The sequence below is a fragment of the Paraburkholderia phytofirmans PsJN genome, from assembly GCF_000020125.1.
GTDB classification, from domain to species: Bacteria; Pseudomonadota; Gammaproteobacteria; order Burkholderiales; family Burkholderiaceae; genus Paraburkholderia; species Paraburkholderia phytofirmans.
Genome location: NC_010676.1, coordinates 3,388,550 through 3,401,713, shown reverse-complemented (window position 1 = coordinate 3,401,713; position 13,164 = coordinate 3,388,550). Strand labels below are relative to the sequence as shown.

At 60.9% G+C, this 13,164-nt stretch carries 14 protein-coding genes and 2 pseudogenes; 8 read left to right on the top strand and 8 right to left on the bottom strand.

Annotation, left to right across the window (positions count from 1 at the left end; all coding sequences use genetic code 11):
• Positions 1 to 179: 179 nt before the first annotated feature.
• Positions 180 to 1,217 carry a hypothetical protein gene (locus BPHYT_RS34755; RefSeq protein ID WP_012428806.1) on the top strand — a complete coding sequence of 346 codons (1,038 nt, stop codon included), beginning with the start codon at positions 180 to 182 and terminating at the stop codon, positions 1,215 to 1,217.
• A 107-nt stretch (positions 1,218 to 1,324) separates the two neighbouring features.
• On the opposite strand, the gene BPHYT_RS34750 is transcribed toward BPHYT_RS34755, so the two are convergent.
• Complete coding sequence (locus BPHYT_RS34750) at positions 1,325 to 1,879, bottom strand: NADPH-dependent FMN reductase (RefSeq protein ID WP_012428805.1); 555 nt, start codon at positions 1,877 to 1,879, stop codon at positions 1,325 to 1,327.
• Positions 1,880 to 2,242: 363 nt separating this feature from the next.
• On the opposite strand from BPHYT_RS34750, the gene BPHYT_RS34745 reads away from it, so the two are divergent.
• Entirely contained in the window at positions 2,243 to 2,449 is a 207-nt protein-coding gene (locus tag BPHYT_RS34745; RefSeq protein ID WP_012428804.1) for a hypothetical protein, read from the top strand.
• A gap of 174 nt (positions 2,450 to 2,623) precedes the next feature.
• Here the strand turns inward: BPHYT_RS34745 and BPHYT_RS39600 are convergent, their stop codons facing one another.
• The 3 genes from BPHYT_RS39600 to BPHYT_RS39525 all read right to left on the bottom strand — a co-directional run bounded on the left by BPHYT_RS39600 (position 2,624) and on the right by BPHYT_RS39525 (position 3,890).
• Entirely contained in the window at positions 2,624 to 2,893 is a 270-nt protein-coding gene (locus BPHYT_RS39600) for a DUF6723 family protein (RefSeq protein WP_322786758.1), read from the bottom strand.
• Between the two features lie 11 nt (positions 2,894 to 2,904).
• Positions 2,905 to 3,189, bottom strand: a complete 285-nt coding sequence (locus tag BPHYT_RS34735; RefSeq protein WP_012428802.1) for a hypothetical protein — start codon at positions 3,187 to 3,189, stop codon at positions 2,905 to 2,907.
• Between the two features lie 569 nt (positions 3,190 to 3,758).
• Complete coding sequence (locus tag BPHYT_RS39525) at positions 3,759 to 3,890, bottom strand: hypothetical protein (protein ID WP_013341997.1); 132 nt, start codon at positions 3,888 to 3,890, stop codon at positions 3,759 to 3,761.
• Between the two features lie 445 nt (positions 3,891 to 4,335).
• On the opposite strand from BPHYT_RS39525, the gene BPHYT_RS34725 reads away from it, so the two are divergent.
• Together BPHYT_RS34725 and BPHYT_RS34720 are read left to right on the top strand one after the other, a co-directional pair.
• Entirely contained in the window at positions 4,336 to 4,944 is a 609-nt protein-coding gene (locus tag BPHYT_RS34725) for an RNA polymerase factor sigma-70 (RefSeq protein WP_012428801.1), read from the top strand.
• On the top strand, positions 4,931 to 5,134 hold the full coding sequence (locus BPHYT_RS34720; RefSeq protein WP_012428800.1) for a zf-HC2 domain-containing protein: 204 nt from the start codon (positions 4,931 to 4,933) through the stop codon (positions 5,132 to 5,134). Before BPHYT_RS34725 ends, BPHYT_RS34720 begins: the two co-directional genes overlap by 14 nt.
• A 73-nt stretch (positions 5,135 to 5,207) precedes the next feature.
• On the opposite strand, the gene BPHYT_RS34715 is transcribed toward BPHYT_RS34720, so the two are convergent.
• Both BPHYT_RS34715 and BPHYT_RS34710 read right to left on the bottom strand, forming a co-directional pair.
• Positions 5,208 to 5,498, bottom strand: coding sequence for a DUF1272 domain-containing protein (locus BPHYT_RS34715; RefSeq protein ID WP_012428799.1), 291 nt, complete (start codon positions 5,496 to 5,498; stop codon positions 5,208 to 5,210).
• A 134-nt stretch (positions 5,499 to 5,632) separates the two neighbouring features.
• Entirely contained in the window at positions 5,633 to 7,009 is a 1,377-nt protein-coding gene (locus tag BPHYT_RS34710; protein WP_012428798.1) for a GntT/GntP/DsdX family permease, read from the bottom strand.
• Between the two features lie 228 nt (positions 7,010 to 7,237).
• On the opposite strand from BPHYT_RS34710, the gene BPHYT_RS34705 reads away from it, so the two are divergent.
• Positions 7,238 to 8,224: a sulfonate ABC transporter substrate-binding protein gene (locus BPHYT_RS34705; protein WP_012428797.1), complete on the top strand. Its 987-nt coding sequence runs from the start codon at positions 7,238 to 7,240 to the stop codon at positions 8,222 to 8,224.
• 21 nt (positions 8,225 to 8,245) lie between these two features.
• Here the strand turns inward: BPHYT_RS34705 and arsC are convergent, their stop codons facing one another.
• Positions 8,246 to 8,605, bottom strand: a complete 360-nt coding sequence (arsC, locus tag BPHYT_RS34700; RefSeq protein ID WP_012428796.1) for an arsenate reductase (glutaredoxin) — start codon at positions 8,603 to 8,605, stop codon at positions 8,246 to 8,248.
• A gap of 1,110 nt (positions 8,606 to 9,715) precedes the next feature.
• Here arsC and parA point away from each other — a divergent pair.
• The 3 genes and pseudogenes from parA to BPHYT_RS34690 form a co-directional block, all read left to right on the top strand.
• Complete coding sequence (parA, locus tag BPHYT_RS34695; protein ID WP_012428795.1) at positions 9,716 to 10,378, top strand: ParA family partition ATPase; 663 nt, start codon at positions 9,716 to 9,718, stop codon at positions 10,376 to 10,378.
• 25 nt (positions 10,379 to 10,403) lie between these two features.
• A pseudogene (locus BPHYT_RS39785) lies at positions 10,404 to 10,515 on the top strand (ParB/RepB/Spo0J family partition protein); the annotation flags it as partial.
• 77 nt (positions 10,516 to 10,592) lie between these two features.
• Positions 10,593 to 11,462: pseudogene (locus BPHYT_RS34690) on the top strand (ParB/RepB/Spo0J family partition protein); the annotation flags it as partial.
• 57 nt (positions 11,463 to 11,519) lie between these two features.
• Here the strand turns inward: BPHYT_RS34690 and BPHYT_RS34685 are convergent.
• Positions 11,520 to 12,869: a replication initiation protein gene (locus BPHYT_RS34685; RefSeq protein WP_012428793.1), complete on the bottom strand. Its 1,350-nt coding sequence runs from the start codon at positions 12,867 to 12,869 to the stop codon at positions 11,520 to 11,522.
• Positions 12,870 to 13,164: the final 295 nt, after the last annotated feature.

Sequence of the window (13,164 nt, the reverse complement as noted above, 5' to 3'; positions counted from 1 at the left end):
TGTAAAAAGCGCGGCTGCGTCACGCCGCGCTTTTTTGTGGATGCCGCGCCTGTGTCCGCGCCAGCGGGCGCGCAAGTCCGCCACACAGGGGCCCGGCATGATCGTTGCGGCGAATACGGCAGGAGGGGCGACGCGTTGGCGCATCGTCCGTTGTGCCTAAATTACGTCGGGAGACAGCCATGCGACACACCGTGATTGGTTTATTCGACACCTATGCTCAAGCGGAAGCCGCGCGCGACTCGCTCGTCCAGGCCGGTTTTGGCCGCGACATGATCGAATTGCAGGCGAATCCGGAACCGTCGGTCGGCTCGGCAACCGACGAAGTTGCCAGTTCAGGCGTGCTGGCGAATATCGAACGTTTTCTGTCGAGCCTGTTTGCTAGCGGTCCACGTGCCGCGGAAACGGCGCGCTACACCGAGGCTGTACGCCGCGGCGCGGTGCTGGTGTGCGTCAACGCGGCGAGTGAAGCGCATGCGGACCTCGCTCGCAATACCTTGGTCAGACTGGGCGCCACCGATATCGGCGAACGCGCGCCCGATTGGGACACACCAATCGATGAAACAGGCCGCGAGCACTCCGTTCTCGATGAACTTGGCATCGGCGGCGCCGCGACGCCGGGTACGCCGCGTACATCGAGCGTGTCGAAGCAGGCTGCAACCGCCGCCGCCGCGGATGCGGCGACCTATGAACGGCCTGCCACGATGGCTGAGCCTCGGTACGCGGTGCCGCCGGGCAGCACCGACGCCGAGCCGTTCGTGCCGCCGCCGCTCAGCGAGCGGCCCGCGATGGATCCGATCAACGAACCGGTGACAGATCCACTGGTCGGCGACGTGGGCCGTAGCGCGATCGCCGCAGGGTCGATGCCGGGCTCGGGCGCGGTCATGCAGCCGTCCGAAGTCGTATCGGACGCAGGTCAGCCGACCGCCGGTCTAGGCGCGCAGATGCCGAACGAATATCTCGAGTACGAGGAAGATTTCCGCGCGCACTACGACGAGCAGTACGCCGCCGAAAATGCACGTTACGAAGACTACGTTCCGGCGTACCGCTATGGCGCTGAGATCGGCAAGGACATGCGCTATCGCGACCAGCCGTGGGACGACGTCGAACCGGAAGCACGACGCCATTGGGAAAGCACCTCGCCGGACAGCACATGGGAGCGTTTCAAGCTAGCCGTGCGTCACGGCTGGGAACGGGTGACCGGGCACCATCACGTCTGAACGTGAGAGCGTTTGCGGCGGCAGGCCGTGCGGTTACGGCATGCCGCCGCCCACTCCGTCTCGTAATCGGCTTGCTCCTGTCTCGCGCTGTTATCGCGTCGGCCGCGTTAAGCAGCGCCCCGATGTTTGACCCACGCAACGTAGCGATCGACGAAAGTTTGTAGGAACTTGCGCGTACCGTCGTTGAGGATCTCGCCTTTTTCGTTGATGACCGTCGCATCGTGCTTGATGAACACCTCCGGTTGCCCGAGCACCGCGACATCGAGATACGCCAGCACGTTGCGCAGATGCTGCTGCGCCAGCGCCGTGCCGGTCGCGCCCAGCGATGTGCCGATCACGGCACCGGGTTTGCCGCCCCAAGAATTGGTGCCCCACGGGCGCGAACCCCAATCGAGCGCATTTTTCAGCACGCCGGGTATGGAGCGGTTGTATTCGGGGGTGACGAACAGCAGGCCGTCGGCCGCTTCAATGCGCTGCTTCAAGTGCTTGCCGGCTTCCGGGTAGTCGGCGTCGTAGTCCTGGCTGTAGAGCGGTAATGAGCCTATATCGATGAACTCGAAGGTGAAGTCCGACGGCGCCGGTGAAATGACCGCTTGGGCCAACTGCCGATTGAACGACTCTCGACGCAAGCTGCCAACGACGACTGCAATGTGATAGGCCATGATTCGCTTCCTTATGTGAGGCGCTCGAGGCGCGAAAGGGTACGAACTGTCCATCATAGGCAAAAACCAAGGCAGCGGCGATGGCGGGCGCGGAAATACCAGCGCCACGACTACTGGGCCATGTACGACGGAAAAAGGCGCTGTGGATAAGTTTGCATCGCACAAAGTTATCCACAGATTCGCTGAATAACCTTGTGGATAACTGGTACTTTTGCCTTGTCAATCAAGCATGCTTTCGGGATAGGCCGTTTTGAGGCAAACGGGTGTTCGCTACCGTCCCGTTCGGGCCGAAACTGACGCGCCCAGCATAAATGACCGGAAACGTGCGCCGCATAAGTACGTCTCTTGATGGAGGAACAAGCCATGAGTTCGAATCACGCAGGTAAATCCCACGACGAAGCAGTCGCCGCTCGCAAGAAGGAAAAGCAGCGAGCACAGGAACAGGCTGGGGGCGAGATGGCGGTCGACGGTACGGAGGCGAACGCCACGAGTAGCAGCGGCGAGTTGTCCGAAAGCGGCAAGGAAGTGTGGCGCCGCGGTAGCGGCATGGATGGTGGCGGGAAGATTTAGTCGGCCGTCGCGCTTCGGGCCTGTTGTCTTGCGCCGCGAGGCTACGCTGCCGTTGGCGTTGGGTGATTTGCAAGTCGTGAGGCGGCGGCTTGCTAAGTCACTGAGGCGTGGCGCTGTGTCTTGCCGCTACGCTGCCGTTGCATCACGAGATTGCCTGGCTCTGCATTCGGCGCGTCATTCCGGCACTGCGATGTCGCCATCCACTAATTGCCAGCCATAGGCTTCGGCAAACAACTGCGCCGCCTCGGCGCGTTCGAAAAAGGGCATGTCGGCGTGGCCCTGGAACGGGTAGATCACCCGTTCGTCGCTCAAGCGGATCACTTTCAGCGTCGGCACGGTCCCGCTCGACGTACGGCGCGAGGACGCCATCACCTGATAATTCTCGCGGCCAGTAAGAGCCGGCAGATTCGCGCTCTGCGAGCGCCTGGTAGCTTGACTTGCCATTGGCGCGCGCATCAGAGTCCAGCGATCGACTGGCCTGCAACCATGCCGTCGATGACCTGCTCTGCATAACTGGTTGAAGCAATGCGCGCGTCGCCTGCCGCGCCAAACGGCGAACGACTCGGCACGCGAAACACGCGGCTGGTGGTCATGGTGTCGTCGGTGCCGCGCCGGCAGATTCGCACGGCGGCATCGAAGCCCGAATCGTAGTGGCGGATACCATTGAGACCGCTCGGCTGGTGCGGATACACCAACGGATAGATCTCAAGACCTCGATAGCTTCTGATCGTATTGCCCATGATGCTCGTCTCCAGTGATGGCTTTCGTGGAACGTGGCTTGGTCGTCGGGCGCAATGCCTGGCAGATCGCGGCGTACCAGCGAAACGTGATGTTGATCGACGATGTGCGCAAAGAACGGCCGATGCAATCAGGCCATGTTGACGACACCGAGGAGCTGCTTAGAGGAAGGGACCCTGTTCGGTTCAGGGCGCTGCGATGCGAGGCGTTTGCGTCTGGGACTGCGCGCGGTGCGCAGGACAACTGCAAGCTGTTGACCCACTGTAACACGTTAGTAGGGTGAGCGTTGACCGCATTTGTGTGCCGGGCGCGACTGTTGCTTCGGAGTGCCGGGTATTGTTTTCCGCTCGTCTAACGTGTTGCTTCCCGTGGACCATGTGTTTTCCGGATTTTCATTGGCCCACGACGCTTGCCGCGTTGATCCAAGCGTTCGCCGCGCTACGCGGAAGACCTCGCGCCAGCATCACGCTGTTACGTCTGATTTTCTCGCCCAAAAAGAAGGGCGCCAAAATTGGCGCCCTTCTTTTTGACTTCGAAAGCTTCCTCGTTGACGGGCCCAGCCCGTCAGCGATCAGTTGCCGAAGAACACGTTGCAGTATGATGCCGGACCGTTGCATTGCGACGGGGCGGCGGCATGAGCGGCGCCGGAAGCGGCTGCAAACAAGGCGACGGAAGCGATCAGGGCGGAAAGAATGCGTTTCATGGTGCTGCTCCTCAGCGTTTGGTTCGCGATCTGGTGCGATCGATGGACTGAAGAATATCGACTGTGCGTCCGCCGAAAAACAACGAAGACAAGAAGACTTTATTTCAAATTCTGAAAGAAACCGGTCGAATGTCTGGTGCAAATTCGACCCCGATTGGCCGTGCATATACCTTGCACAGCAATACACTGCACGCATCGCTCGTCTGTGATTTCAATTTCCGCAATAATCTATTGTCGTTGTCATAACCGCCTGCGCGCTGCGACTAAGTTCATCTAGTCACCGCTTATGGTCGAGCCTATGTTCAATACCGATTCGATTGCACGGCCGCTCGCGGGAGAATGGCGCACAAGCTCAGCCACAGTGCGAGGAAAACCACCGGCTTATGAATCGCCACGATCCAACAAGAAACATGCGCCAGACAGCGTTGCGCCAACGGGGCCGTCCATGGCGCAAGTAGGCGGGCCGGCGCTCGACGATCCCGTTTATCTGACGCAACTGCGGCGCGACCTGGTGCGCTTCGCCCGTTTGCAACTGCGCGATGCCGCCGCCGCGGAAGACGCCGTCCAGGAAGCGCTCGCCGCGGCATGGACGCAAGCCGATCGCTTCGCCGCGCAGTCGGAACACAAGACCTGGGTGTTCGGCATCCTGCGGCACAAACTCGTCGACACCCTGCGCGCCCGGCGACGCACGATCAACCTGTCGGCGCTCGAGTCCGAGCTCGACGGTGAAGGCCTGCTCGATCGCGAGCTGTTCAAGGACAACGGCCATTGGTCGCGCGAAAGCAAGCCGCGCCCGTGGCCGACACCTGAAACCGTGCTGCGTCAGCAACAGTTCTGGACCTTGTTCGAGATGTGCCTGGAACGCTTGCCCGAGCACATCGGACGCGTGTTCATGATGCGCGAATTCCTCGATCTCGAGACCGAGGCGATTTGCGCAGAATTGCAGATGACCGCGAATCATTGCAGCGTGCTGATCTACCGCGCGCGGCTGCGCTTGCGCACTTGCCTGAGCGAAAAGGGCCTATCCAGCGAGGACGCAAATGGGGAAATGTAAGCACATCACGCGCTTGTTGTCCGACGCGCTCGACCGATCCTTGACGACCGGCGAGTGGGTCGCGATCCGTTTGCATCTGCCGACCTGCAGTGGCTGCCGCAACTATCGAAAGCAGATCCGTCTGCTGCGCGTGGCGGCGCATTCCGTCAGCGGCATCGCCGCGCCGGGCACGGTGAATAGCGACGATTGAAGCGCGCGGCGAGCACCGGGCGCGCGGTGCATCGTGGCTTGGTGTCACGACGCGTGTGAGCGCGCCATCTTTTCTAGCGCTCGCCTGGCGGCGTGTCCCGATAGCGCTCGAAGAAATGCGCGTGCGACGCTTCGTCGATCGAGACGGGATGCGGCGTGGTGCCGGCCGGATGTTTCTCAAGCTGCGCGCGCGTGCGAACCGGCCGGTGCTGGAAATTGCCGCCGCAATTCGGACACACGTTGCGTAGCGAAGTGAGCGCGCACACTTCGCAGAAGGTGCACTCGTATGTGCAGATCATGGCGTCGGACGCGTTCGGCGGCAGTGACTTGCCGCATCCTTCACAAGACGGTCTCAGTTCCAGCATGGTGGCTCCGCGTTTTCAGGGAAGCGCGCTACGGGACCGCAGCTCGCCTGTCGGGAAGTGTAAGCGGCGCCAGCCGCCCGGAATGGACAGCCGCGTATCAATTCCTGCCAACGCCGCGAGCGCCAGGTGCGGCGTCAAGTCAGCAAGGTCCACAACACCAGCGTGAGCGCGAGGCCGACGACGGACACGATCGTCTGCAACACCGACCAGACCAGCACGGTCTGTTTCAATTGCAGGCCGAAATACTCGCGGACCATCCAGAAGCCCGCGTCGTTCACGTGGCAGAAGAACACCGAACCCGCGCCGATGGCAAGCGCCATCAGTGAATTGTGCGTGGCGCTCAGACCGGCGACGACCGGCGCGACGATGCCTGCCGTCGTCGTCGTGGCAACCGTTGCCGAGCCCGTTGCCTGACGCAGCGCGACGGCGATCAGCCAGGCGAGCAGAATCAGCGGCATGTGCGCGCCGACCGCGATCTTGCCGATGGTTGAGCTGATGCCCGCCACCACGAGGGCCTGCTTAAGACCACCGCCAGCGCCGATGGTCAGCAACAGCGCGGCGATTGGCGGCAAGCTCTTGCGCAGGATCCCGCCGACGCGCTCGCGCGCCATGCCCCGCGACCATCCCAGCGCCACGACGGCGAACAGCACGGTGAGGCCGAGCGCGACCAGCGGCTCACCCAGAAAATTCAGCGTATTGAACAGGAACGATTCGGGCTGGAGCAGCAACTTGGCGACCGTGCGCCCCAGCATCAACACGACGGGCAACAGGATCGTGATGAGCGAGATCGCGAAACCCGGCGGTTCGCCGGTGTCTTGTTTGGCGCTGAAGAGCTTGCCCATTTCCTCCGGTTCGACCACGTGCATCCGCTTGGACAACCAGATGCCATACAGCGGACCCGCGAGGATCACGGCGGGAATCGCGACGATCAGACCAAGCCCGAGCGTCAGGCCGAGATCGGCATGCAGCGCGCTCACCGCGATCAGCGGACCCGGATGCGGCGGCAGGAGTGCGTGCAGCGTGGTCATGCCGGCCAGCGCCGGAATCGCGATGCGCAGGATGGGTTGCTGCGAACGGCGCGCCATCACGAAGATGATCGGCACCATCATCACAAGGCCAACTTCGAAGAAAAGCGGCAAGCCGATGATCAGCGCGACGACCGCCATCATCCACGGCAGCGTGCGAGGCGTGGAGTGTTTGAGAATCGTCGAGACGAGCCGGTCGGCGGCGCCGGATTCGGCCATGAGCGCGCCGAGCATGGCGCCGAGCGCGATGATGATGCCGACGTCGCCAAGCAGGGCGCCGGCGCCTTTAGTAAATGCGCTGGCGACGGCCTCGAGCGGCAGCCCGGCTGCAAAACCCGCGGCGAACGTGCCGACCAGGATCGACAGGAACGGCGCGAGTTTCAGCACACTGATGAAAACGATGATCAGTGCGAGCCCGAGCACGCACGACAAAATGAGTTGGGTGTCGTGGGATGACCACGGCGCGAGTGTTGTCGTCAGATGCACGGTGTTCCCTTTTTGTCGAATGACGCAGCCGCAGCCGGGCGCAGATGACGGATTGTAGCGGCCGCTTCAGATTCGACGCAGTCAGGGAGGCAAGACGCAGGCAGTCCTGCTTCGTTTTATCCGCGTGATTTGCTTATGCGAATTTATCGGTTCGTCCAGGCTTGCAGACGAATTATCGTCGGAGCCAATCGGTCCGTTTTGCGTCCGTCTTTTTCTACGAGCTCTCTCATGTCACGTCATCCGCTGCTCGCGCGCCGCGCATTCATTGCCGGCGTGGGCGCAACGCTCGCCGCCGCCACGCTGCCTGTCATTTCCACGTCCGCTTTTGCCGCCGAGGCGCACGCCAAGGAATTCCGCATCGGTTATCAGAAAGCCGCCAATACGCTCGTGTTGCTCAAGGCGCACGGTACGCTCGAAAAACGGCTCGCGCCGCTCGGCGTCACCGTCAAATGGACTGAGTTTGCTGCCGGACCGCAGTTGCTGGAAGGACTGAATGTCGGCGCCATCGACTTCGGCTATGTCGGCGAGGCGCCGCCCGTGTTCGCGCAGGCCGCCGGCGCAAACTTCGTCTACGTCGCCTATGAGGTCCCGACGCCGCATGCCGAAGGCATCCTCGTGCATCGGGATGCGCCGATCAAAACGCTGGCCGATCTGAAGGGCAAGAAAATCGCCTTGAACAAAGGTTCGGATGTTCACTGGTTTCTGGTCGCCGCGCTACAGAAAGCCGGCGTGAAGTACAGCGAGATTCAGCCGGTTTATCTGGCGCCAGCGGATGCGCGCGCGGCTTTCGAACGCGGTGCGATCGACGCATGGGCGATCTGGGATCCGTTCCTCGAAGCGGCAAAGCGGCAGTCGAACGCGCGCTTGCTCACGGACGCCGACGGCATTGTGAGCCATCACCAGTTCTTCCTGAGCGCGCGGTCGTTCGCGGAACAGAACGCCAATGTGCTCGACATCACGATGGACGAAGTGGGCAAAGAGGGCGCATGGGTTCGCGGACATTACAGCGAGGCCGCCGCGCAACTCGCACCGATTCAGGGGCTCGACGCGGGCGTGATCGAAGCGGGGTTGCGGCACTACGCGCACGTGTACAAACCCGTCGATGCGAATGTGCTTGCGGAACAGCAGCGTATCGCCGATGCCTTCAGCGAATTGCGCATCATTCCGACGAAGATCGTCACCAAAGATGCGGCGTTGCCGGGTAGAAAAGTTTAGTTTGCTGCCTCGCTACGCCATTCAGGCAAATAACGCGGCGGCGTTTTCCGGCGGGCGGCCGATGACGGCTCGCCCGTTTCGCACGACGATCGGCCGTTGCAGAAGGATCGGATGTTTTGCCAATGCTTCGTATAACTGAGTGTCAGTCAGTGCGAGGTCGGAAAGCTGGAGGTCCCTGTATTCGGCTTCGGTGTCGCGAATCATTTCGCGGACGGTGCAACCTAGCTGCGCGTTGAGTTGCTTGAGTTGTTCGACCGTAAGCGGATGCTTCAGATATTCGACGATTTCTGTGGCTTCGTTTGTGTTGTTGTAGGTGGTGGTGATGAGCTCGCATGCGGCGCGCGATTTTGAGCAACGGGGGTTGTGGTAGATCGTGATCATGGGTTTTGGGAGGGTGGGTATGGTTTGGGGATGAGTGTGCGCGGTGGGAGTTTAGCGGGTGCGGAGCCGGCTGGTTGATCCGGTTGCTGTAGAGCTTTATGTGGTCGACAGGTTGATCAGTACACCACGGATTTGGGTACGTTCCGAGAGGGGAGACGCTTGTGTAATCGCGCGGCGCATGTAGTATCCGCGCCCGGCTGGCTTCCGCAGCGATGAGGCTTTTTTGCTCGCTTCATTCGCGGGAGCTATTGCTCGTCTGCGGAATGGTAATGGGCTCGGTAGGTCACGCTGGGTCTCGGTCGATCACGTGCCCTGCGTGACCTGGACTTGGCGAGCGTCCGAAGAAGATGGGTCGCCAAGACGCGGATCCATGAACTGCCGGCGAGTGCGACCGTGGACAAATGGGTTGAGTACGCGGCTGAGTGCTGAGCAGCACCACTCTCCCAGGCGGTTCGATCCGCGGTTTATGCGCATAAACCGTGCGACGGCATTTAGCGACAGCCTGCTCCTTAAGCGCCGCGCCCTCCAATCAGTTCACGCCGTAGGCGAGGGGTCGTCCGCGCTCGTGGGTGTGTCTGATGCCCGGGCTATTGGCTCTCTCGGCTTCGGCCTCCGGCTCGAAGCTTGCTCACCGCTTTTATGCCTTAAGCGACCAGGCGGCTCGCTCGGCAGCGCCGTCCTAACCGGCCCTGTTGCAACGACTTTATGCGCATAAATCTCGCGGCCTGTTCCATTGACCTATCGCGTGTCCAACGCCAGTACACGTCGCGTAGCCAACGACATCTACGCTGGTAGATGCCGCGATCCGGACACGGCAAATCCCACTCGAATTGATGCCGCACTGACTCCAACCTCCCGACGCCTCTGCGCGCCGAAGTAGTTTCAATTCGCTAAGACTTTGAGCCAACGGACCACACACGCCGCCGCCCAAACCGGTCATCGCCCTCCGTGCCTTTTCTTAATCCTGGCATCACCCCGAGGCCGCGTCCGCATCCTTTATGCGCATAAACCTATCCGAACGGCTAATCCATCTTTTGTTTACACAAAAACGATTGAAATACAAATTCATCCAGGTAAAATCCACTTGCGTCTAAAAAGAGGAGGTGAAGATTGGCAGCAGAAATCATCGCGGTAACTCAGCAAAAGGGCGGGGTCGGGAAGAGCACAATCGCGATGCACCTCGGCGCTGCGTTTCATGAGAAAGGCAAACGCGTCCTCGTCGTGGACGCAGACGGTCAAAACACGCTGATCCATTGGGCCAGCGCATCATCAGACGGCGACACGGGTATCCCTTTTCCCGTCGTCAACCTCTCCGAAGCAGGCAGCCAGATCCATCGCGAGATCAAGAAGTTCGTGTCCGACTACGACATCATCGTCGTCGACTGCCCGCCTTCTATCACCGAGAAAGTCTCCGGCGTCGTCCTTCTCGCCGCGAGCGTCGCGGTGATCCCCACATCGTCATCGCCCGCCGACTATTGGTCGAGCATCGGATTGGTGAAGCTCGTCCAGCAGGCTCAAGTGATGAACGAAGATCTGCGCGCGGTCTTCCTGCTCAATAAGACCGAAGAAAAACGGATGCTGACGCGCGAACTGAAGCGCGCGTTGGAAGAGCTCGGATTCCCGCTGCTCAAGACACAAATCCCGACACGCGAGGCCTACAAGCAGGCCATGGCGTTAGGACAAACAGTGCTTCAGATGAACGATCGCGGCGCCAAACTGGCCGCCATCGAAGTACGGGCGTGCGCGAATGAGATCGCCGCCTTGCTCCCGTGAAATTTATGCGCATAAAGGACCCTGAATGAAACCCTCCCAATTCGCCAAAGGCTTTCAAGCACGTCCTGACTCAACCAGCAGCGAAAAGCGAACCGCGCTCGATCGATTGAACGCTATCGACGGCCTGGTCAAGAATGATCCGAAGAGTAGCGAGACGGCGAGACGCACTATCGCGCCGGTCATGCCATCGCAGAACGTTGCCGAAGTCGACGCCGCTGACGTAGCCAATGAATCGGCGGCCTATCGCACGTGGCGGAACGAGCACGGCTATCGGCCAGGCCAGGTCATCGAGCTGGCGCTCAAGACGATCAAGCCAAGCCCGTTCAATCCGCGACATTTCTATCTGAAGTCGTCGATTGCCGAGCTCGCTGTCAATCTGGCCAAGCAGGGGCAGCAGCAAGCGATTCACGTTATCCCGGATTACGACAATCCCGGCACCTACTACGTCAGCGATGGCGGGCGGCGGGTGCGGGCGCTGAAAGAGGCAAACAGGGAAACGGTGAAGGCGATCGTCATTGATCTGCCGATCGGTATCCAGAGCTACAAGCTCGGCTACGACCTCAACGTCCAGCGCGATTCGCAGACGGTGTTCGACAACGCGGTCGTATGGAAACGCTTTCTCGACGACCGGCATTTCCAGAGTCAGAAGGAACTTGCCGAACACCTCGGGCTAGACGAGTCGACCGTTGCGGTCGCCTTGTCGATCGCCAAATTGCCTGAGGTCGTTATGCACGAGATGGTCGCGCGACCGGACCGCTTCGGCTCGAACATGGCGTATCAGGTGGGTCGTTATCACACTGCCCGCGGCGCCGACGCAACGCTACGCCTGATCAACAAGATCCTCTCGGACGATCTGAGTACGCGGCAAGTCGCGGACATCGTCAAAGGAAGAGCGTCCGCCCAGGAAAGCACTAAACCCGCGGGCCGGCAACGCTACGCTCAGCGTCTGGAAATCAAACTCGACGGCGTGTCAGTCGGCGATCTCAAATCGTATGGGGATGATCGAATTGAACTGCGCTTGAAGGGGCTCACGCGTGAAAAGCGCGACGATATCCTTCGCCAGATTGAAAAGATGTTGAAGTAGGACCGACTGTAGAGCGATGGGGCGGCGCGGCAGCGAATAGCCGCACCCCATCAGTAATTACGCCGCGCGCGATTGGCTCAGCGTAAAGGCAAGCAGGTCACCGTCGGTAGGCTCACCCCAAGTCTTGCGAGCCAGCCAATCAAAGAATGCCGTTTCGACGATCTTCGAATCCAGCCCACGACGACGCCAGTCGTCGCGCATATGGGTGCCGAGTCCCGGCAATTCATCTTCCTCAAACGACCGCCGCGCGATGTCCCGCTCGGACTCACCTTGTTCGTCGTACAACTCACGCGCTTCCTTGCGGCGAAACGCCGAGTACTCGCCAAGCAGGCGCGCCTTGAGGTCGTCGGCCGGCGCGGCAACGGCAGCCTTGCCGCCACTACCCGACGGCAGCGCTTCGACCGGCGGCGCGTAACCTTTCTTCAACGCGTCCTTGAACAGCGCCGGCGCGCTGCGCACCGGCGGCAACGACGTGCTGCGCATACGTTGCTCGGTCATCTGGAGTGCAGCGCGAATGCGATTTTCTTCGCTATCGGCATATAGCGTTTGCGCTTCTTTCAGCGGGATGCCGATCTTCACCATCCGGTCGACCAGCGTGCTGTCGAACACGTTCGGATGTTCGTCGAGCGCGAGCATCGGCTGCTTGCGTTCGGTCACGCGGAACTGGATCTCGGCGACCCGTCGCCCCTCGCGGTGTTCGATCAGTTCGACAAAGATGTTGGTGACGGCGTTGACCTCGGCGATGGCCGGGCGCAAGTAATCACGCTTAAAGTATTTATATTCGCGCTTCGCCTCGTCGCCCGCCTCCGTGTCCGGCGTGCCGGAGAGGATAGGGCGCCACCATTCCCACGTCTCGCGCATCGTCAGATGGCTCGGGTTGGTCAGATAGCGCACACAAATCTCGTACAGCGCGAGGCCAGCGCTACTGCGCAACTGGCTCTGGAACTGGAGACTCAGGCGGGCGTACTGGACCGGATCGAGCAGCTTTTTCTTGATCTTCGGCGCAAATGAGAATTCCACCCAGACACGGCGAGTGGTCGGGTCTTCGAGAATTTCCGCGTCGGCAATCAGCGTGGAAATACCCCATTTCCGGCCCGGCTTCTGGCTGGACGTGCCGGTGCTCCATTCAACCTGCACCGACACCATGCGCCGCAAGTGCTCCTTGACGAGCGCGGTGTCGTTGGAATCAAACGCGGAGTTCGCGACAATGTCGGACAGCAAGGCCCGATACGTGTCGCCAGATTCATCCGCTTGCTGAGCGACGGCCAGGAGCACGTTGAACAGCTTACGGGTAAGGAGCGTGATTTTGCCGCTTTTGGGCTGAATCGCGATCGCCTCGACGGCTTTGCGCAATTCGGCCGAGCTGGGGCTGACTACGTCGGTCTTCTTCGCGCGCTTCGTGGCCATGCGTCTGGTCGAGGAGGGATTTGGCGAGAGCATACCGGCTGCGGTGATACGCGTCTATAGCGTGGATCTCACCGTTGCGGGTGAAGCGAGTTTACGAGGCGCAACTCACCTCGAACAACTCCCGAAAACCCTCACCTCAGCCGTTTCGCCCCAGGTTCGGGCCGTCCTTGCAGGTCGCGGGCTTGGCAAATTCGGAGCATTTTTGCTGCGAGCGCGAAGGCCGGTCATCCAATCCCGAATCTTCTCACCTCAAAAAAACTGGTGAATTTTGACCGGTGCGCGGCTGCGGACCGGG